Source organism: Thermococcus barophilus MP (genome assembly GCF_000151105.2).
Lineage (GTDB): Archaea > Methanobacteriota_B > Thermococci > Thermococcales > Thermococcaceae > Thermococcus_B > Thermococcus_B barophilus.
In genome coordinates, this window is sequence record NC_014804.1 from 1,649,835 (window position 1) to 1,671,991 (window position 22,157).

The window sequence follows — 22,157 nt, forward strand, 5'->3', positions numbered from 1 at the left end:
TCTATTAGGAAATTCGGGGTGGAGGGAATGAGGCAATTTACTATCTTTAGAAAACTGGAGGAGATAGACAGAATTAGATATGTCTTTAAAGAGTTTTTTGAGAAATTAGAGAAAATTGTTCCCTCCCTTGTCACAGAAGATGGCATATTAGAAATATTTGAGCAAGATATGGAACTAATACAAGAAATGTACAATAGGGGAGAGATCTCTAGAAAAGAGGCATTACAGCTACTTAGGGAGTTAGATGAGGTTGCAGATGATTTAGAGGAGTATGTTTTAAGAGTTAGAGAACGGCTCATCGAGCTTGAGAGGGAAAATCTTGCTGCATTGGGAAAACTAAGAAAATCCATCGAACCTCCACAGATAGGGATACCTATTGTTATTGTAAAAGAGAAGATCAAGGACTCCATTAGAAAAATAGCAGGGAGTGGATTACCAAAGAAAGACTTTGGGATCCTCAATGTATCAGATTATCCCAGAAATTACTGTAAAGAAGAAATCAAAGAAAAAATCCTAGGATTCCTAGAAGAGTATTCTTCGGGAATAGTGATTGCACGGTCAGAACTTAAAGAATGTATTATGGGAATCTTGAGTGAGAGAGGGATGAAATTTGAAGTTAAGGAAATGGGAACAAAAACAATATTCATAGTGGAGGGGTAAACGATGAGAATTGCCCATATTTCTGACACTCATTTGGGATATCGGCAGTACAACTTAGATGAAAGAGAAAATGACATTTATGATGCTTTCAATGAAGCCATTGACATCATAATTGAAGAAAGGGTCGATGTAGTTATTCATGCTGGAGATTTCTTTGACACTCCGAGACCACCAATCAAAGCCCTTTATGTGGCAAAGGAAGCAATTAAGCGATTGCATGAAAATGGGGTTAAGATTTTAACAGTACTTGGGGAACATGATACTCCAAAGAGAAGAGCAATGCCACCACATAAGCTTTTGGATATCCCCATTCTAGGAATTGGAGAGGTAAATGTTGTGGAAGTCAACGGAGTTGGATTTTTTGGAATATCAAACATGAAAGGGAAAAGGGTTGACCTACTAAAACAAGAGCTTTCAAAAGTTGATGCTCTAGCGAACAGATATTCAAAGGCTGTCTTAATTGCTCATCAGGGCATAAAGAAATACTTACCCTTTGAAGGTGCATATGAGCTTGAACTTGGGGATTTACCAAAGGAAATAGACTATTATGCATTTGGACACATTCATAGGAGAACCTTTGAAAAGTTTGGCAGAGGATATTTAGCATATTCGGGCTCAATTGAAATACTGAGTCGCAGTGAAATAACCGATTGGAAAAGAGATGGAAAGGGCATCTACATTGTTGATCTCGAAGGGGACCTCCCAGAGGTACATAAAATTTCCCTCCAGCAAATACGCCCTCAATTTGAACTTTCATATTCCGAGGGTGATGTTATTGAAGAATTAAAGGCTTTTCTCTACAATTTGCTTAAAAATCCTCTAGATAAATCCCCCATCTTGAGGATAAATATCAGTGGAGAGGGTATCAGAAAACCAGAAATCCTTGAAAAGGTCCAATATTTGCTAAGAAAAATGGTTCCAGAAAAAGTGTTAAGGTATGATGTCCATTTTGTTGGAAGTGATGCCCCCATTACCATTACTGCAGAAGAGCTTGGCAAGATTGTAGATTTAGAGGAACTTTTCATAGAGTACCTTGGGGATGAAACCTTAGGTCATTTAGCATTCGAACTTTACAAATCCCTTCAATATGGAGACGTTGAGGGAGGAATAGAGATTTGTAAGGAATACTTGGAGGGAAGGAAATGATACTAAGGAGGATTACTATGAAGAATTTCCTCTCACATAAGGATACAAAAATCGATTTCCCTCTTGGTGTTACAGTCTTCATAGGGCCTAATGGTGCTGGAAAAACATCAATAATAGATGCTATTTTTGTAGCACTCTTTAATACCCTCCCACGTGGAGACAAGTTTGACGATATTATCTACAGGGGGGAAAGAGAAGCAAAAATAGAACTAGAATTTGAAGAAGGTGGAATCCCATACAAAATTGTTTGGAGAAGAAAAAAGGGAAAGAGCTCCCCAACTTATGAACTTTATCGGCTTGACAAGAATATGCTTATTGCACATGGAGTAAAGGCAGTTAAAAAAGAAGTTGAAAATATTATTGGTATCGAAAAAGACTCGGCTGTTAACTCAATACTCATAAGACAGGGGGAGATTACGTCTTTACTAGACCAAGCGCCAGCAAAAAGAAAAGAAATCATCGGAAAACTGCTAGGACTAGAAAAGCTAGAGAAAGCTTGGCAGTTTATGAGAGAAGTAATTGACCATTTTGAACAGATTAAAAATGACCTGGAAAAAGAGATCGCAGAAATTGGAGGAGAATTAAGGAGTAAAAGTGAACAAAGAGAAAAACTCAAACAAGAAATACAGGAGTTAAAAGAGAAAATAAAAGAGCTTGAACAAATATTAAAAAAGCTTGAGCATCAACTTGGCGAGATTAAACGAGAATTGGACGAACTAAATGAGAAAGAAAAAAGATACAATGAATTGATGATAGAATTGGCCAAAAAAACTGAAGGAATAAAATCCGTACAAGAACAAATTAAGAGGCTTGAAAAAGACCTAAATGAATCCAAAGAAGCTAAGGAGAAAGTGAAAAAATTAGAAGAGGAAATTAAAAAGATACCCTACCTCGAAAAGTACATCAAATGTCTTAACGAGCTCAAGGAATTAAACACAGAAAAAGAGCAATTAAATGCCGATTTAAGTAAAATATTGGAAATAAGAAATGAAGCCAATGAAAAAATAACAGTTTTGTGTGAGAAGTATGGTGGGAACATTGAAGATAGCAAGGAAGTTGGGGAACTACCCAGTGACCTAGCGGAGATTGCTAAATTTGTCTCGAGAATTTTTACATGGGTAGAGAGTATTGTCCAGCAAATCGAAGAAAAGCACAAGGAGCTCGAAAAGTTGATTATCAAGGCTCTAGAAGTCCTGCCTGAAGCAACAATCGAGGCCAAAGAAAAGAAACTACAGGAGCTCAAGGAGGAAAAGGAAAGATTAGAAAATGAAATATCTAGGTTGCAGAATGAAAAAGGCAAACTAGAAGGAAGAATAAACGACTTACAGCAAGCTTTAAGCATGCTTGGCGAATCGGACACATGCCCCGTTTGTAAAACAAAGTTAACACCAGAACATAGAGATAAAGTAAAGTCTGAAATGCAAGAAGAAATCAGAGGTCTAAAAGAAGAAATAAGACAAAAAGAGAAAATGCTCATAGAAGTATCGAGACAATTATTAGAAGTCGAAAAGAGAATTGAGCAAGTATCAAAGGTAGACATAGAACGTATTGAAAGATTGAAAAAAGAAATAGAAGAAAAGAAAAAAGAACTTGCGGAGCATTACAAAGAACTGCAAAGAATAATAACAGGACTTAATGATATTGAAAATGATATTAGGTCAAAAATTTCAGATATTGAATCAAAGATAAAGGAGATCGAAGAGAAACTCAATGAACTTATTAAAGAGATTGGGCATAAACTTGAAGATCCAGAAAATGAACTGAAGGAATTAAGAAAGAAAAAGGAAGAATATGACCGTCTAAAGCCAATTGCAGACAAATATGAGGAACTGCTTAAAGATCTCAAAGAAAAACAGGAAGAATTAGAACAATTAGAAAGGGAAAAATGTAAACTTCAAGAAGAAATTGAAAAACTTGGATACGACAAAAAACATCATGAGGAAGTTAGAAAGAAGCATGAAGAATTATTAAGACAGTTTGAAAGAACTAAGGCTGAACTTGAAGAGAAAAATAATTCATTGAAAAAGAAGTTGGAAGAACTAAACGAAGTGAAAGAGAAAATAAAAGAACTCGAAGAAAAACTCAATAATCTCGAAGCAGAGTTAGATAAGGTTAAAAAGTTCATAAATGATTTAGAGCGTATTAGGGCCGCATATCACAAAGATGGGGTTCAGAAGCTCCTTCGTAAAAAGTTTGCTCCAGCATTATCAGAGCTGGCAACAAATTACATTGAGAGTTTCAATATGGACATAACAGACATTTACCTTTCCGAGGACTTTGATATTTCAGTTACTAAAAACTCTGTAGAGGTTCCAATATCTCTCCTTAGTGGTGGTGAGAAAGTTGCTGTAGCTCTTGCGTTGAGGTTGGCGATTGCGAGGGTTCTTGCAAGAAGGCTTTCAGTGATAATAATGGATGAGCCAACAACACATTTGGATGAAGAAAGACGGAGAGATTTAGTAGAAATTCTCGGAAAGTTCTTTAAAGCTGAGAATACAGTGCCACAAATAATCATTGTAACCCATCATAGAGAGCTTGAAGACGTGGCAGATACAGTGTACATTGTCCAAAAGGTTGATGGAATTTCAAAAGTTGTTGAAAGCTCTCCTTTGTAAGTTTCTTTAAATTTTTAAGTTTCTATCTGGACTTTAACGTGAATTTTGACCCAAGTCGCTAATCTAAACTAATGTTTAAGCTAAATAAACTCCAGCTCTCTACTTAGCGGTACAAAGATGTAGTGCCTCAGTATTAGTCCTTCTTTTGGATGTTTTTCAACAGTAAGTGTGAAATTCAGTTCAAATAGTGCTCCCTTGCTCGATAAAGCTTTGCTGATGATTTCATGTAGTTCACTTTCAGAAAATTTTCTCACTTCATTTCCTATGAGTGTTGGCTTGCTGATGTCCAGCAGATTCTTCACTGTCCCATGTTCTCTTATTTTTCCCATAATACTCAAAGCATTTACTGGAGTTAGTTGAACTTTTGAAATAGCTATTGCAGTATTGGCCCAAGTTTTAATCACTTTGCCGATTTCATCTTCTATGGCATAAAATGTCTTTTCAAAGTTGATTACTAGCTTGTCAGCGGTAAATGAAAGAACTGGCCGTTAAAAAATTATTTATGAAGCAATAATGAGATAATTCATGGCAAGCTGAGACTTTCTTGGAACAATTAAACTGCCTGCGATAATCTGGTAATAAGATGCTACTATGCCATAATCCCTGTTGGGTGTTGCCACCCTCTTGCATGACCCACCCTCATCAATTCCAAAGAGTTTTCGTTGCTTTGGAGTTAACACTCTGAGGTCATAGTAAATCTGCTTATAGTACTTCCACAGTTCACTGATCCTCAAGGCATCGTAATGCATGTTATGGACATCTCTAACAGGACTATGGCCCATTATCTTTCTTCCAGCCGTCAGGACACGGTCATTTGCAATACCCTTAGCCTCGGCTTGTCTTCTCCACTCCTGCGCAAATATTTTTCTGAAAAATTTTAGCTCGAACTCATGAATTCCGTCAGAAACTTCAAACTTCATGATCTCGCGGTTTTCTTTGATAATCTTGTGAAGGAAGGTGTCTTTAAAGTACTTCTTATTCTGGTGTATGAAAAGATAACCACCTCTATCCTCTATTTCCTTTCCGTACTTTGTGAGATAAAACTTCAATGCAAGCTCAGCCTCTCTTGTTAGAAAGGCAATCTTAAAATAACCTGTCGCATTTCTGAGTCTTCCTTCCTTTGTTTTACTAGCATCAAACTTGACTTGATGCAACTTGATGTTGATCATGTCAACGGTTGTTTGGGCGACCTCACTTACTCTCCTACCTGTCGAGAATAACAGCAATGCAAAGACTACTGCTTTTACATATCTACTTTCCGAGAGCTTTCCACTTTCAAATAGCTTTTCTAACCTAGCAAAGAACTCCCGAGCATCTTCAATTGTTACATCAGGGGTGTCATCTTCCAATTTTGCTATCCACGCATCTTTTGTTTTTCTAAGTGGCGCATCTAACACTTCAATAACCTTCGCTGGCGCCCCCAAAAGTCTTAGCATCATCTTCACGTATCTCATCCGCTTTAACTTAGCAGACTCCCCATAACCTGCCCGAGAAAGTGCATCTACATACTCACGCAAGATGTCTTCCGATATTTCATACACTTCAACTTTCTCAGGAGCTTTTGGATTTTTTCCTTTAACGAGTTCCCCTGTCTTAGTAAAGTGCAAGAACTGCCAAATGTAGCGTTCAATTTCTTTTCTTGATGATTCTGAAAGTTCTTTTGTATGGTCTGCCAGTAGTTCTTCTATGTCTTCACTAGTGAATTTGTATTTAACATTGTTACCTTTGTACCGGAGCCATATGGTTTCACTAGCCATTCATGGCTCCCACCGTAAGTAAATTTGCAAAAAGGGATTATTAAACATAGCGGAAGACTAAAATAAGTGAAAAGAGGTATGTTTAAATACCAGTCCTAATTGCTTGAATTTCCTATTATCTTGCACTAAGTGTACCATCTTAAACTTGAGTCATGACTTTCAGAGAAACTCCTTGTGGTAAAACAGTAAAAACTTTAAAAAGCACTGATTTGTTTCATTATTTGGGAAGTTTAAGATGTCGCCTAAGAGTAAACAAGCAACAATACTTGAGTTTTTATCTGTAAAAGGAAAAGACAAACAACAGAAAACAATCAAGTCTCAACCATTGATGAAATCTTCTGAACCAGAAGAAGAAAGTTTTCCTCTCGTAGAAGTTGATTCGGAATGGAATATCATTAGAATAAATCCTGAGATTGCCAAATCTCTATTTGCAAAAACCGTAAAAACTTACTATGGATTAGGCAAAAATTATGTCGCAGAGAATTTACTGCATGACGAAGAGAAAGTTGAGTTTCTAAGAAGAGTCTACGAACTTTTCCCCTACAACTATCTTGCAAAGTCAGAAAATGGAATTCCCTACTACGAGTATTACTCAACAGCAGAAAACATTGACGCTGACATAGTAGACCATCTCCAACTTATCAAGATTGGCGAATATCATTGGGAAGAGCTTGATCCACACATAGCTGTGCGTTTAATCACTGCACACATTCGCTCTTCTTTCGGGGAGTTCTTAAAGAACAAACTATCCTCAAGAGAATTGAAGGATGTATGGATAAGACTTCCAAAAGGGAGAGAGCGTGTATCATTGGAATTCGTGAAGAAATTTGAGCTTGGAACATTAGGGTACTCAATAGAAGATGGAGAAATCTGGATGGCACTTAGACGGCGCTCAAGTGCTAGTGCTGTACTACTTGCAGACTTTCCCCCTAAAGTTCTCGAATATGTTATGATTAAGCTAAAGAAGCTGGCCGAAGAAGCAGTAAAGCAAGACTACAGAAAAGTGAGGATTTACAGCGAGACACAGCCGGGTTCTGGAACGGCGGCAGTTATTGATGTTATCATTGGACATGACAACGTAATTCGCTTTCTTGAAGAACATCCAAAAGGGGCTTTTCACGTGAAGAAGAGATTAGAGGAGCTTGGAAAAAGTCTTGATGATGTCAATTATCTACTCATAGGAGTTTATGACAACAGCATTTCTCTCAAAAGGGCACTAGAAGATGAAAATTGCCAGTACTACTTTACAGAGCACAATGCTTATCTTGTTCTAACAACTGAGGTCCAAAAGGAGCTATTTGGAAGAATTGTAGATGATTGGAGAGGAGAGATTGTTGAGGAATATCGGGAAAAGCTGAACGAAATAACAACTTCAGGAAAATTATTTAGTCAAGTCTCCGGAATCAAGGGAATCACTGTAAATATTCGTGAGAATCTTCTTGTAAGAACCCTTAAGGGGGAAATAACTGTCAAAGATGTCAAGGATATTATGAGAGATGAGTCAATATTCCTCAATCTCCTTCCAATTTCTGAAAAAATTCTCAATGAAACAAAGAGACATAATCTCAGATTGCTTATTTTCTACCCGAAGAAATTTGATGAACGCATTAGGAAATCAATATTTCTCGATCAGATAGAAAGACTAAGAAATGGATTATTATCAAACTCATTTTCCAGCGTTGATGAAGTTGATCTTATTCCAGTTAGTAGAGACAGATCATTGGACTACCACAAGACCATGCTTGAGGCTGGGTTGGATAAAGTTAGAGACTACACTCTCGCAACAATTATTTTTCCTGAGCAGTACAACAAGCGCGATCTTGAGCTGAGAGAGTTTTACAACTGGCTTAAAAAAGAGTTTTATGACGAGACAAAGCCACTTGTGTTTCAAGGAGCTAGAGTTGAATCTGTTTTTGGAATGTACAAGCGATATGCAGTGCCTAATATTGTTCTTCAAATGGCGGCTAAGCTTGGTGTCTATCCATACAGTCTTGAAACGAGTAGTGGATATGATTACATAATTGGTATTGACTACACGTATTGGCACGAGAGAGATGCTGTATCAGTTGGTGGTGGAGCTGTCGTTGTTAGCCCATCCGGTTTGATAGAAGGCATTTATCCGATAGCAATACCATCTAAAAGGGAATCATTAGATATGAAGGAGATACTCCAAGAATGGTTCCTAAAGACTGTTCAGAATAATCCAGAGATCATGAAGCAAGGAAGAGTTACGGTGCTGATATCCAGAGATGGTATGGTTCCAAAATATGAGAGGAACAGAATCCAAGAGTTTCTCTGCGAGTATTCAGATGAACTTGACATGACTATTGAAGCTGTGGAAGTTAGAAAAAGGATTCTCACTAGGATCTGGTCATTGGATGGACCAAATACCTTCTATTCGCCAGTTAAAGTTGGCAACTACACTTACTACATGGTCAATGCTCACGCTGGCTATCCTCTCAGAAGAAAAGAAAGGAAGATTTATTACTCAAAGCCCTATCTAATTGGGAGTCTTTATCGCTTCCAAAGTGGTAAAGTGCAACCTATTCACGGTAGTGCAAGTAGACATCTTGTAGAGTCATTAATTCGTCTTCAGAAAATCAATTACACTACGACAAAAATGGACAACGTGAGATTGCCTCTCCCAATAGACGTCACTCATAAGCTAATAAATTTCATCAGAGACGTTAACATGAGGGTAAAAAGAGTTGGAATTCCAAACAGCCTCTTCATGGCTTAATTCTTAATTTTTTCTCTTGAGTCTCCATAAAATACCTCTTACTCACGCCATTGGATAATTAAAAAACAAAAGCGACAGCTAAAATTACTTGTTTTCAGCGTTTAGTGTTAGTGTAGCAATTTTGAGTTCCGTTTTAGTGCTTCTTAATGTGTTAAGGATGATGTTCATCAGGTGGGTAACAAAATTTGATCTGTCGAAACTATGAGGTGTAATATTCTTCAGAGGATCCTTTGAAAACATGTCCCATGACCCCTTAAGAAATCAAACTTCCCACCAATATTGTAACTTCACAACAGGCCTAGCAAAATTGGCTGATAGAAACCTTAATTAACATCAAAAAGCTTAGATTAAAGGTGAGAGCCCCGTGAGGTGGCAACCAATGATAGAGAAAAGACAAATTTCGAACTTCGAACCAAGCGACCTAGGTCGCAGGTCTAGAACAGGTTTAAAGCTTTTGTTGTATTCACAGTAACATCTACAACAAATATTTGAAGAACCTCTCAAACTCCCAGTAAAAGAAGGATTCGTATTGTTATTCTCCGTAAAGTGGAAAGACCCGTCTATGATGGAAAAACAAATCGCAGAAGGATTCAAAAGTTTAACAACTCCCCCATAACACGTTAATTTTTAAACGAGCGTAAGGGGTTACAAGAATGCACGAGTTCGATAAATCTATCTTCAAATTTCTCATGAGCTCAGGTGGAACTATTGCAAGCAATTTAAAGCCCTATCTGAGTCTTGCTCTTGAAATCTATGGGGTATTTGAAATTATCTCCAAGTTCATTCAATGGAGAAGGGAAGTAGAGAGAAAGAGGCGGCTTAGAAAGTCGCTTGCCAGTACATTCCAGAAAAAGTTAGACAAAGCAAAAAGGGATTTAGAACAATTGGCAGATGATATTGCTTATGCATTCGGGGCACTGTTTATGTACTCTACAGCAATACCACCTTTTGAACCAAAAGAGAAAGCTCAGAGAATAGTGAATCAAATTGAAAGAGATTACAAAGAGATGACAAAGAGCATGTATGAACTTATGAAGCTTGTTAGGAGGCATAGAAACATGATTATCGATGCTCTTGATTTGGATGAAACCCAGATTTTATTGTTGGATGGCTTAGCTACTGCGTTTAAAAATGAAACCCCAGATATTGAATCTCTCACTGATTATCTACCTCTTATCGTAGAAGAGATTCAGAAGAGCAAGAAGGAAAGGCAAATTTTTAGTCAAGAGTTGGGCAAGCAACTTGGAAAATTTAACTCCACTTATGGTTTAGTTACCATAAATCACGCTCTCGGAATTAACCGGCAATACAAACAGTGCTTTAAAAAAGCAGCCAGACATGGGATTAGGGAATTCTTACGGAGATTTAATGAATGCCGTACAAGACCCAAGCAAAAGCACCTCCCTCCTAAAAAGAAATGAATAGGATAGGAAGCAATAGAAATCTCAAATAAATGAACCCCCATCATTAGTGATTGGGTATTCACATCCACAGAATTTAAATAACAACCAATAATTTTTTATTGGTTGTTATTCAAAATGAATATCATGAGATCAATTACCCAAATACTCCTGGCTGAATTTGGGGGCAAAGTCATTACAAAGGAAGAGCTGGAAAAGTTTTCCACTTATTTGAAAGTAAATGATGTAGATTACCTCGTAAACTATCTCATTCAGTATGGCTACATCATAAGAATTCTAAGGGGACTCTATTATGTTAAAACTCCCATTGAATTCTCTTTTAAGAGCTCTCCCACAATTTACAAACTCCTCTCATTGGGGATGAATAAGATAACGAAAAACTGGTACTTTGGCCTCTTCACAGCATTAGTTCTAAATGGATTAACTCACGAGCACTACACTACAATCTTCATAATCAACGACAAGATCGCAAGGACAAAAATCATTCACATAAATGGAACTCCCGTCAGAATAATCAAAACCAAAAGAGAGCTATTTAACTTTGGAATAATCGAAAAAGATGACATGAAAATTTCTGATTTAGAAAAAACACTTTTAGATTTCCTCTACTTTGGAAACTATGGGACAATTTCAAAAGAACTGGCTTTAAGAATCTGGAGGGAATACAAAGATAGTGCAGATTGGAAGAAGTTGAAGAAGTATTTGGAGAAATATCCGGAGTCCATTGCAAAGGTGGTTGATGATGTTGAATAATGAACTTCTCTTCAAAATCAGGGAGAGTGAGAGGAAAGGCTTTGCCAATTTTGTTTCCAAGAAGGTTGGTATTAAAAACGTAGACATGGTTGAGTGGGACTACATTATTCACACCATCCTCAAAGAGCTTAAAAAAGACCCTCATTTTAGAGAAAACTATGTTTTCAAAGGTGGGACATACTTGGTTAAATGTCATCTGGGCTACTACCGCTTTAGCAGGGATTTAGATTTTGCCTATAGAAACAGTGAAGAACTCCAAGAGATGTCAAGGAGTAAACTCAAGAAATTTCTAAGTGAAGAGACGGGAAGAATTGCTGAAACACTGAATTGCATTGCAAGAGACTTGGGATTGGAGTTTTACTACAGAGATCATAACGACTTTAACAATCACCGCTACTTTAGCTTTTTGATAGGGCCTGGCTGGTTTAGAGAAATAATTGCCTATTCCCCAGCGGGAGAAAAGATAAAACTGGAGTTCAACTATGCTGAAAAGTTCGCATTTAAACCCAAAACAGCAAAAGCACACACTCTTCTGTCATGGAAAAAGGCAGAATTAAAAGTTAGGGATTATGAGAAATACATTGAGTTCTTCGGGAATCATTATCCCATTAGGGTTTCAGCATATCCGGATAAGGAAATTTTGATTGAGAAAGTGAGGGCTATTCTAACAAGGAGAGAATTCAAACTGCGTGATTTGTATGACCTTTACAAACTCCATCAGGTTAAAGGGCTGAAAATTAAAAAATATGAGAAGCAAATAATAATGAAGGTGAAGAATTACATCAGCCTAAGCAACAATGCACGTGAGAACCTCTTGAAGACCCTTGAAGAACTCAAGCGAGAGGACTACTTGAATGTGCTCAAGCCAGAAGTTGAAAAAGATGCTGTCCTTATTGTTGAAGAATTTGACAAGGATAAGTTCTTTGAGTTTGTAGAATCTCTCAGGAAAGAATTGCTGGAATTAATTGAATCAGAAGGATTTGCAGCCCTCATTAAAGAGTGGTAACAAAAGACTTCAGGTCATGTAACCCCCTTGAAAATCGAACCATCTACAGCTCTTAGATCATTTTTGATCAGGGCATGAAAAAGACTTATTAATATCAAAGAACACATTAACAGGCTGAAAACTTTCCGTGGTGGCGGCCATGCAAAGACGAAAAAATGGTTCGAACTTAGAACCTGAGGGATGGGTCACGGGACACAAAAATGGTCTCGCGACCCATTATGAAGAAGCGCCAGAAGAGAAGTTTCCAGCCAATGGGCTTGAGTTCTTCATGGAATTGTTCGGTAGGGCTATGGGAGCAGTGTTTAGAGAAATTGCAGAGCTCTATGGTAGCCCCGCGGGGATTCGAACCCCGGTCGCGGGATCCAAAGTCCCGCATGCTTGGCCGCTACACCACGGGGCTGCCCGATAGATTGAAGTGAGGGTGAATTTATAAACCTTACCTTTATCCCTATTCCAAAGAGATCAAAAAAGTTTACAACAAAACTCCGGAGATCAAAAGATAATCTCTTCCTCCCCAACCCCCAAAGAGAACTCCGAAAGTACTTTATCAAAGTCGCTCTCCGCGGTAAATATGAATCCACAAGTGTCGCACTTTAATGCAGAACCTTCCACTCTGAGCGGGGAAAAGCATATGGGACATCTGTACTCCTTCTCCTCCAGCTCTCCAAAAACTTCATCAAGCATAACCAAAATTTTCAGCTCATTTTCCCAATCTTCATGAACCATTCCCCAATAAGGAATTGATATTGGAACCTTGTCTTCTAAAATCAGGGCATTTATTCCAATACTCCTAATCTTTGGAGGTAGTTTTTGTGCAGGCTCAATTGAAACAACATCTTGGTCATAAAATTCAATGTGCTGAGCTCGAATTGTTATACCAGAAGAGAGCCTTTTGTTCAGAGGATAAAGCTGAACAAATAGAGCACTCTCTGGCTCAAAGTAAGCGGTTAAGCCGAGGTTTTTCTTCGTGAAAAAATAAACATAGGTTTCATCGTCAACATTTTCTCCAGCCAATGAGAATCCAAGCTTAGCCAAAGCCCTTTTCAAGAAGAGAGGCTTAGGAAAAGAACCTCTAATCAAGAGATGCTCTCCTATCCAGCCGGCTAAAGGCATTGAGTATCCTATAAAATACTGCCTCTGCACGCGAAGATAAGCAATGCTTGGAATTAGCTTCATAACAAAGATAAAAGGGTGTTAAACTTTATAGCACTTTCGCTAAGCTCCAAAGAACTCATCTAAGCTGACGACCTTCTTTTTCTTCTTGGGTTTATGCTTCTCGGACTTTTCGGGTTTATGAGCCTGCATTTTAGTAAGCTCTCTTTTCTCAACTTTTTTGGGAGCTTCTACTTTCTTCTGGACTTTCCTCCCATTTCCATGGAACTCATCAAGATAACCATTCTTGGTAACAATTTTTCCAGTTCTCTCAGCAATCATTCTGTCGCAGATGTCATTCGTGTTCAATGCTAACAGAGTTCTCTGGGTTTCAGGGAAGACATTTGCAAATAGACTCTTAATGTCCTTTTCCGTTAAGCATATCCTTTGCCGCGTGTATGTAAGGACATCGTAATTAGTAACTAACAATTTTGCTGTGGGAAGGTACTTTTCAATTGCCCCCTTGCTGACCGTCAGTACTATCTTTCCACCACATTTTGGACACTTCCCGCTTAATGGAGGTCTCCTATATTTGGTGTTACACTTAACACATCTAAACTCCTGCCTTGTGAAGCTCCTTAAGTTGCCTCTCAAATCTGGAATTAGATGAGAGTTAATTATCGTCTCAGCCACATGATGCTCGTTAACTGCTCTGATTTTTTCAGCTAAAGCCAACTGCTGCCTAACTTTTTCCTCCATATCACCCAGCTGCTTGTATTTGCTCAGCTTTGGTCCAAGAGCAATGTCATCGGTGTCATGGGTGAACTTTAACCCTTCATACATCTCCGGCTTTCCTAATCTGTCTTCAACCCTTTCAACAACTCCAACAAGTTCTTTCGGAGATTTAAGTTCATACGTTGCTTCATAGAATTCAAGCGGATAATAACGGGCAATGTCCATATTGTGGACTTCGCTGTCAACTTCTCTTGGATCAAGCCTCGTAGTTACGACGAGAGGAGCATCCATTTTGCCTCCACGTTTTTCTGGCAAATAAAAGCGAGAGAAGTTCAATAGTGCATCAAGTAGAAGCATGACAGCGTCCTCATCTCCGTCACAATTTGAAGTAGTAATATTATCACTAACAATGACCGTATGATACTTGGCTACGCTCAATGAATACACCCACTCTTCAGGGGGTTTAACGTACTCCACACGGCGGACTCTAACAAGAATGCCCATCTCATTAGCCCTACGATATGGTTGGAACTTGTGATTCGTCCATGCATTAACCACAGAATTCTTACGCTCACTAATGAAGTCAATCTCCTCAAAGAATCTCTTTGCTTGAATTCCATAATAATCGAGTCTGTAAACAGTGGAAACAGGGACCCTTCTGCCTCTGTGCTCATGGTATCTTTGGACGATATTGCCTGGTCGGGAGTTTGCGTTTTTGTCAACCCCCCAACTTGCGTAGAGATTGAATTTTGCTATCATCAAGGTGTCTATATCCTCAAGGAGAGGCTTGTTGACGCTATAAACAACAATCATAGGTCTGCTTTTGATCGCAGTGCCATCACCTTCAAAGTAAGCTTGAAGCAAGTGCCTAACCTTCTCCTTTGGAAGCTTGAAGACAAATGCCGGGACCCTTTTATCCTTAGCTCCTTTTCCAATCTTTAGAACTCTGGTGAAAAGCAGATAGATAACCCTTGAGCCAACAGTTATTTTCTCCCCACGCTCGTAGATTCCAAAGCCATCTCCGAAGGCTTTCCTAAGGGCACGTTTAATGTCCTCTCTAACCTCTTCATCTCCGTTTGAGAAGCTTATCTGATAGACACTGTCACTCTCTCTTGCGTAACCTTCTGCTAAATAGTAGCCTATAAGCCTAAGGAGAGGCCCTATTGGAACGAAGCGCCTGATTTTTACGTGATCGGGCTTAAAGCCAATGTAACAGTCAGGCACATCCTTAATCGAGAGACCCTTTTCTTTCAAAACCTCAAGGAGAACTGCCAAGGGTATGGAATTTCTCCTTATGTAGTCAGGATTAACTTCAGCACCGATTTTCATTAGCCATTCAGCTATTCCGCGAACCATTATCCGCTCACGAAGCTCCTTAAACTCGTCTTTTGAGAATTCCTCGAGCAAATCTATGCTGTCAATATCCTCTTCTGGAAACTCAATCTTAGGCACAAGAATTAAGTCACCTTCCTTTACTTCAAAAGCTCTCTTCTTAATAAACCTCCCATTTTCGTAGACAAGCACTGGATGATCAACCGTCGTTTCAAAACTCCTGCCCAGCTCAAGTTCAAATCTTATGAGGTGATCAGTCGAAGGCAGTTTAATCACATCTTCAATGTCAGTTAAAACTACTTTTCCACTCTCTTCGTCAAAGGAATAAACTTTGATATCTACTTTTGGCTTCTTTCTTACATATGCCATGTTTTCATAGCTTTCTTCTTCAAATAGCTCATACAGCTCTCTGAGCGTTATTCTCTGAGGCATGCCGTTGAGCTGAACAAGTATTCTGGTATCACCAGGGAAGCAGTTCCTCCTCTTTGCAGCATGATAATACGGATGGGCATAGCCCACAAGAGCATCAACAAACCCTATAATCCTTCCAATGATTCCAGCGGATGTGTGCGGAGCTAAGCCTATGACAAGATGGCCAATCAAATCTTCCATCTTCTCGACATTGTAGAACCTTGGCAATCCATAGAATCTCTCAAGCAAATCGTCTATGAACTTTGCAACCCTCACAAGATACTTTCCAGCCTCTTTAGAAAGGATAACATCCTGAACTTTGAGCTCAACTATTTGGTCCTCACTCACCAAGGGCTTTCCTTCAAAGTCATGAGTATATCCGAGCTCTCTTAACTTCTCAACGCTGACTCCAATCTCTCTCGGCTTGAAGTGAGTTATCGGAGCATCTGTTGCATCAAAACGAATCGTGCCATCCTTGAACACATAAACGTCATTCTTAGCCCTTAAAATTCCCTTCTCCAGGGGCTCTGGCACCTTATGTGCTGAGGTCATACCCATGACGCCCTTAAGCTTATCAAGAGTATTCACTCTCACATTCTGCATTGCCTGTTTTACAAGATGAGACGGATTTATGGTCTTTTTGACATAAGCCCTCATCTCAATGCCGCACTTTGGACAGATCGTTTCCTCGGTTGAGCTATAGTTACATTTTGGACATCTGTACAGCAGTTTAGCCTCAGCTCCACACACTGGACAGGTTGGGAAAATATCAATATGACTGCAGTTGGTGCACTTGAACTGAGCAATCTCAACTTCGGCTAATTTTCCTTCCTGTGCCGCCTTGTAGATGTCTCTTGAGCTACCCCCAGCCAAACCAATCGGGAAGAGGACGTGAACCGGTGGCTTCATCTTTCTCTCTTTAGCCTTTTCAGGTCTTCCCATTCTCGCACCAATCCAGCTTATCCCCCTGTCCCTGAGCTTTACTTCACTGACCTCATTGACTATGTCTATGGTAGTGTGGAATTCCTTCGGCTCAAATTTCTTCTCCAAGTTAGCCAATGGAGTAAGCAGAGCAGCACTCCAAGGATACTCAATGATTACGCTTTTATCTTCAACTCTGTGGGGCAGGCCGAGCAGTTCAAGGTAGCGCTTTCCTTTCCTTCCAAGCACTTCAAGATTTATTACAATCTTCTTGGCATATTTTGTTCCAAGGTACTTATCCCACTCAATCTCAGCATTGACAAGAAGGCTTTGAAGTTCAGCAACTTCTTCTGGCTTGAGGGTGTTCCAGTAGAGAGTGTAGTATGGATGGAGAGGAATGTCAAGAACCTTTGAGAGGTGTATTGCCTCCTCAACTTTAGGTCTAATTTTCAGAGGGTCTTTCAGAAGCTCTGCCAAGAATTCTGGTTTTAAATCGAGATAATCAGCGGCTTCTTCAACTGCCTCTTCATCATTTTCAGCAAAGGGCTTGAGGGGAACTTCATATATATCTTCAACTGCTTTCACAAACTCCTGAATCCACCATTCTTCAACATAATTAGCTGGAAGTAAAGTTTGATTGTTCTCTACAAAATCTCCAAAGGCTATAATTGCATCGCCCAAGTAGAGTATTTCCTCGACTTGATCCCTAATCTTTAAAGCAAGATAGTAATCATCAACCCTAATGACGGAGCCATCCTTGAGCTTAACGATTGGACCTTCGGCTGTTGTAGCAGGGGTAACGATACAGCCCTTTCCCGGCCTCTCAGTCTTCATCTGTGTACCCACAGCCAAGAATTCATCAACAAGAATCATGACGGCAGGATTTATGCTCCAGGTTGCAAATCCGCTCACCCTCGAACGACCATATCTTAAACGGAAGCCACCATTCTCTGATGGTTCTGCAAATAGCGGTCTTCCACCAATAATTTCCTTTGTGTATTTGTTGTTTGGAGCAATGTTAGCTCTGAACCTTTCATAAAGTTCATAGTAAAAGCCTTTTTTGACCTTTACAGAGGTTTGTACCTCAGCCTTTTCCCCCTTTGATTTTTCAGCTTTCTCTTCTGTCCCTTCCTCTGTTTTGCCCTTCTCCTTTGCCTCAACAAATTCCTTGAGCCAGCCCCAGCCTTCAATGCCCATTTTATCAATGTATTTAACCAGCTTCTTCGCCTTCTGAAGAACACCTTCTGCCAAAACGAGAATCGCTCCACCTCTGAGCTGGTTTGTCTCAACTCCCGGAACGTCTCTATGAGAAACCTCAACGTCATCAGTCGCTTCACCGGTTATCTCAACCGGAATATTCTGCATAGCCAATCTTACCTCATCTGCCGAAGGGTGATATTGCAAACGGGTAACGGCTCTGTGATACAAATCAACTTCTTCAACCATTCTCTCTATGTGCTTCTCTGTGGGTTTAAACTTATCCAATCCAAGTTTTTTCCTAACGTAATCACCAACGAGAACACTTAACGCCTGAGCAGTTCCACCAGAACTTCTGATTGGCCCAGCGTAATAGAGGGCCAAATACTCCGTCCCATCTGGATTCTTCTTGATCTTAACCTGAGCTATACCTTCAATCGGAGCAGAAACTATACCTTCTGTCAGAATAGCCAGTGCAGTTCTAACAGCCTGCTCCGCCAGCTTTTCTTTGCTGTCAAACTTTCCGAATTTACCTTCAATGATCTCATCAACAATTTTAAGGGCGGCAAGCTCTTTACCATACTCTCTCGCAAGCTCTCTAATCCTCTCGGCAACACCTTTTGGACCAACCAAGCTTTCTACTCTACCTGCCATGTCCGTTGCTTGGGGAATTTCAACATCCCTGACGGGATCTTTTCCCTGGGCTCTCGCCTTCTTAGCTATCTCATAAGCCTTATCAATTTCTTTCTGCAACATTTCAAAATACGCTTTCATCTCTTCGCTGTAAAGCTCGCTCATTCACACCACCTGCTGAAGTCAACAACTGTCTTTAACCTTGCAGTTTCAATATCAATTATCGGAACCCTCGCTGGAGTTGGAACGATATTGACCATCTTCTGGAATTCAGTCTGGGCTTGCCAAGTGGCCGAGTTGATCAAAAATACACCGCGATAAATCTGATAATCAAGAACATGAACATGCCCCATTTGTACCAAATCCGGGACTTCCTCAATGACAAGCAGATCTTCTGGATCTGGCGCAATTGGAACTTTTCCACCAAACGTAGGTGCGACGTGCCTGAGCTTTAGCAGTTCAATCATCGGCTCAACGGGATGGAGATGGCTCTTACCAGGAATGTAGCTCACAACATCCTCAATACCCCTTCCATGGACGATTAAAAAGTCCCTGCCGTGGAGGTTGATAACGGCTGGATTGCTTATGATCACTGCATTTTTTAGCTCATAGAGGGGTTTTGCATATTCCCTGTAGAATTCAGGCTGGGGCAGAGCAGTTCTTGCAGCATCGTGATTGCCTGGACCAATGAACATGGTTATATGATCCGGAACATTTGCCAAGAGGTTTGCCAATGCTTCATACTGGTCAAATATATCGGGAATTGCAAGCTCATTGTACTGACCCGGATAGATACCGATACCATCAACAACATCGCCAGCAATTATCATGTACTTTATTCTGCTCACAATTTCCTCCTCTTCTCTGCTTTCAACGTTGCCATTGAGCCATTCAAGGAACTTCATGAACGCTTTTTCACAGAATTTTGTACTTCCAACGTGGATGTCACTTATCAAAACAGCATAAACCTTTTCCTCAAGGGGAGGCTTTTCTCGCTTGTAGAGTGGAACATCAGGCAAATAAAGCTTGCTTGCAAATAGGATTCCGCGTTTTGAATAATATCCTCTAAAAGCGACGACGCTGTCTGGAAGGACTTCAAATGCTTTCTTGTAATCTTCGTTATCACGCCCCAGGAAAACTTTAACAATGCCGGTCATGTCTTCAACTTCAAAGATAAATCCCTTTTTAGTTTCTCTCTTTGAATTGACAAGGCCAATGATCGTAACTTCCCCCTCAGGATTAATATAGCTAAGCTTTCCAATATCTATTACCCCACTAACCTCTGGATTTTCCCGCAGAATTCTTCTCAATTTTTTCAATCTACTTTTGAAATAGTTCTCATAAACCTTGACTACTACCTCTCCTTCTTTACCATTTGCATTCTTAGCTTTTGGAGGTTTTAGCTTAACATTTCTTACGTCGAATTTAATCTCATACTCCGCCTTTATCCTCTTTGCAACAAACTCAAAGCTTTCATTTGGCTCAACCTTAAAATCCTCATAAATCGAATATGCCCTCCTTTCTTCAGCTGGAATTTCCTCCTCTTCCAGTGGAACCAAGACTCCATAGTCCCCATAAACTGCCTTCATTTTGACACCATTTTCTTCATCACCGGCACCAGTGTACTCTTCAGGAGAAGGGGCTCCAGTGGAAATGAAACTCTCCCCCCCTTCAATTGTGGGTTCTTCTTCCACTATTTCCGTAGAAATGGTTTCAGAAACCATATTTTCCATGGGTTCTCCAGTGGAAATAGAGGTCCCTTTTTCTGATGGTAGTTCTTGGATATCATGAGCTATTTCAGTCTTATCAGATGCTTGGGGAGGAATTTCGACCATTTTGCCAAGTTTTGCCGTCTTTTCACCACCCACAGCACTCTGAATTGAGATTTCTTTTGAACCCTTAGAAATGCTAATTTCCATTGGAACCCCAGGTATAGAGGACGGAGTTTCTGCTTTAGTTTCCACTGAAGCTTTCGGAATGTATTTTGCAAAATTTTCCAGCGGAGATAACAACCCCTTAGATTCAAGAAACTCCTTGGCAAGCCTTTCGTCAATTACAAATGTATTTTTCGTTCGTGCAAATTTTATGAGCTCCGCCAAAGTAAAGTTCTTCCTATAATATTCCGAAAGAATAAAGTAAGCGGGTGGAGTGATGAGATAGCGATTAGAAAGCAGGTCCTTCACCAGCTCATTCATCAAAACAACCTCCTCTGCCGAGCAATGCTTACAGTGAGGAGAGGCTGAAGGGAATAATCAAAGCGATAGATGTTCTTAACTTTATATGGAGTGACGTTTAGTCTTATTTCTTTTGTCCGCCCATATCTCCCCTTGCTAACCACTTTAGCATTGATGATGCCCAACATGTCGAGCTCATTTATTAGATCACTGACCCTTCTCTGGGTTAATGGCTCAATATCCATGTAATCACAGAGCTCTTTATACACAGCATAGACATCACCGGTGTTTGCTGGTAATTCACCATTTTCATCAAGAAGAACTATGGCATAAAGGAGAATTTTTGAGTGTAGTGGGAGAGTCTTAATAACTTCCTCCATGGTATCCTGCTCAATCTTCTCCTGAGCCTTCCATACATGCTTTTCAGTAACTTTTGAAGCCCCTTCCCTCTCAGCAATTTCGCCACTCACTCTAAGCAAATCCAAAGCTCTCCTTGCATCTCCGTGTTCTCTTGCTGCTAAAGCTGCACAGAGAGGAACAACGGCTTCATCAAGGACATCTGGATAAAATGCCTCTTGGGCTCTCTGCATCAATATATCCCTAAGCTGGTTTGCATCATATGGGGGAAAAACAACCTCCTCTTCGCTTAGACTCGAAAGAACCCTTGGATCAAGGTAGTCCTTAAATTTCAGATCATTTGAAATACCAACAATGCTGACTTTTGCATTTTTTAACTCACTGTTTATTCTGGTCAGCGAATATAGAACGTCATCTCCACTTTTTTTGATGAGCTTATCAATCTCATCAAGAACTATTATAACAAATCTCTCCTTTGCATCGATAATTTGCTTTAGCTTTGCGTACACCTCATCTGTTGGCCATCCAACCAATGGAACCTCAAAACCACTTTCATGCTTGAAATGATTAACTATGTTTGCGAGAACTCGATACTGAGTATCGACAATCTCACAGTTGAGATATATAACATCAACAGGAACATTATACTTGCGAGATATTCTCTTTAGTTCTTCAGTTACAAATTTTACGGTAACTGTTTTACCAGTGCCCGTTTTTCCATAGACAAAAACATTGGAGGGTGTTTCTCCTCTCAACACTGGAACCAGTATATGTGCCAATGCCTCTATCTGTTCCCTCCTGTGCGGCAATTCTTTTGGAGTATAGCTATGTCTAAGGACTTCTTTATTTTTGAAAATCTTTTTTGCATTCAAATATTTTTCAAAAATCGAATCAAGATATGTCTGTTCATTTTCCCTTCTTTTTTCCATTTCCCTGACCCTCCAGTGGAAACATAGCCCCCATTTATAAAGGCACTTCCCATTTAATGCATTTATACATTACATTATGTTATATTATTGCTGATTTTTAGCTTATTCTGGAACATTTTATTCCCAGATGTGTTCTCATGAAAGCATTTTCCAGAGGAAACATAAGATGCAGAGGAAGCAATACGATAATATCTTTTGGGGGTATATATGCTTTATTGGGCAAGTTTTTGTAAAAGTTCATTAAGAGTCCACCAAAATATTAATGAACAAGTAAATTA

Annotated in this window: 13 protein-coding genes and 1 tRNA gene; 7 read left to right on the plus strand and 7 right to left on the minus strand. The window is 39.6% G+C overall.

All coding sequences use genetic code 11. From position 1 onward, the window contains the following. Positions 1-27: 27 nt before the first annotated feature. From TERMP_RS09205 to TERMP_RS09215, 3 genes are read left to right on the plus strand one after another with little or no spacing between them, the layout of a single operon-like run. A complete protein-coding gene (locus TERMP_RS09205) occupies positions 28-660 on the plus strand; it encodes a hypothetical protein (protein WP_013468133.1) in 633 nt (210 codons plus the stop codon). A gap of 3 nt (positions 661-663) precedes the next feature. Continuing rightward, a complete protein-coding gene (locus TERMP_RS09210; RefSeq protein WP_013468134.1) occupies positions 664-1,806 on the plus strand; it encodes a DNA repair exonuclease in 1,143 nt (380 codons plus the stop codon). After that, positions 1,803-4,421: an AAA family ATPase gene (locus tag TERMP_RS09215; protein WP_148221088.1), complete on the plus strand. Its 2,619-nt coding sequence runs from the start codon at positions 1,803-1,805 to the stop codon at positions 4,419-4,421. The genes TERMP_RS09210 and TERMP_RS09215 overlap by 4 nt, the downstream gene beginning before the upstream one ends. An 80-nt stretch (positions 4,422-4,501) precedes the next feature. On the opposite strand, the gene TERMP_RS09220 is transcribed toward TERMP_RS09215, so the two are convergent. Together TERMP_RS09220 and TERMP_RS09225 are read right to left on the minus strand one after the other, a co-directional pair. Next, positions 4,502-4,825 carry a hypothetical protein gene (locus TERMP_RS09220; protein ID WP_048159824.1) on the minus strand — a complete coding sequence of 108 codons (324 nt, stop codon included), beginning with the start codon at positions 4,823-4,825 and terminating at the stop codon, positions 4,502-4,504. A 96-nt stretch (positions 4,826-4,921) separates the two neighbouring features. After that, a complete protein-coding gene (locus TERMP_RS09225) occupies positions 4,922-6,178 on the minus strand; it encodes a site-specific integrase (protein ID WP_013468137.1) in 1,257 nt (418 codons plus the stop codon). 235 nt (positions 6,179-6,413) lie between these two features. Between TERMP_RS09225 and TERMP_RS09230 the strand changes: the two genes are divergently transcribed. The 4 genes from TERMP_RS09230 (at position 6,414) to TERMP_RS09245 (ending at position 12,098) form a co-directional block, all read left to right on the plus strand. Next, positions 6,414-8,918: a Piwi domain-containing protein gene (locus TERMP_RS09230; protein ID WP_048159825.1), complete on the plus strand. Its 2,505-nt coding sequence runs from the start codon at positions 6,414-6,416 to the stop codon at positions 8,916-8,918. Between the two features lie 653 nt (positions 8,919-9,571). Then, a complete protein-coding gene (locus TERMP_RS09235; RefSeq protein WP_013468139.1) occupies positions 9,572-10,339 on the plus strand; it encodes a hypothetical protein in 768 nt (255 codons plus the stop codon). Between the two features lie 126 nt (positions 10,340-10,465). Then, on the plus strand, positions 10,466-11,092 hold the full coding sequence (locus TERMP_RS09240) for a type IV toxin-antitoxin system AbiEi family antitoxin domain-containing protein (protein WP_048159988.1): 627 nt from the start codon (positions 10,466-10,468) through the stop codon (positions 11,090-11,092). Further along, positions 11,082-12,098, plus strand: coding sequence for a nucleotidyl transferase AbiEii/AbiGii toxin family protein (locus tag TERMP_RS09245; RefSeq protein WP_013468141.1), 1,017 nt, complete (start codon positions 11,082-11,084; stop codon positions 12,096-12,098). The genes TERMP_RS09240 and TERMP_RS09245 overlap by 11 nt, the downstream gene beginning before the upstream one ends. A 324-nt stretch (positions 12,099-12,422) precedes the next feature. Here the strand turns inward: TERMP_RS09245 and TERMP_RS09250 are convergent. From TERMP_RS09250 to TERMP_RS09270, 5 genes are all read right to left on the minus strand, one after another. Then, positions 12,423-12,498 (minus strand) — tRNA-Gln (locus TERMP_RS09250). A gap of 92 nt (positions 12,499-12,590) precedes the next feature. Then, positions 12,591-13,274, minus strand: coding sequence for a hypothetical protein (locus tag TERMP_RS09255; protein WP_013468142.1), 684 nt, complete (start codon positions 13,272-13,274; stop codon positions 12,591-12,593). A gap of 39 nt (positions 13,275-13,313) precedes the next feature. Further along, positions 13,314-18,584: a DNA-directed DNA polymerase II large subunit gene (locus TERMP_RS09260; protein WP_013468143.1), complete on the minus strand. Its 5,271-nt coding sequence runs from the start codon at positions 18,582-18,584 to the stop codon at positions 13,314-13,316. Next, positions 18,581-20,614 carry a DNA-directed DNA polymerase II small subunit gene (locus TERMP_RS09265; protein WP_013468144.1) on the minus strand — a complete coding sequence of 678 codons (2,034 nt, stop codon included), beginning with the start codon at positions 20,612-20,614 and terminating at the stop codon, positions 18,581-18,583. The genes TERMP_RS09260 and TERMP_RS09265 overlap by 4 nt, the downstream gene beginning before the upstream one ends. Further along, a complete protein-coding gene (locus TERMP_RS09270) occupies positions 20,614-21,879 on the minus strand; it encodes an ORC1-type DNA replication protein (RefSeq protein WP_013468145.1) in 1,266 nt (421 codons plus the stop codon). Before TERMP_RS09270 ends, TERMP_RS09265 begins: the two co-directional genes overlap by 1 nt. Between the last annotated feature and the right edge of the window lie 278 nt (positions 21,880-22,157).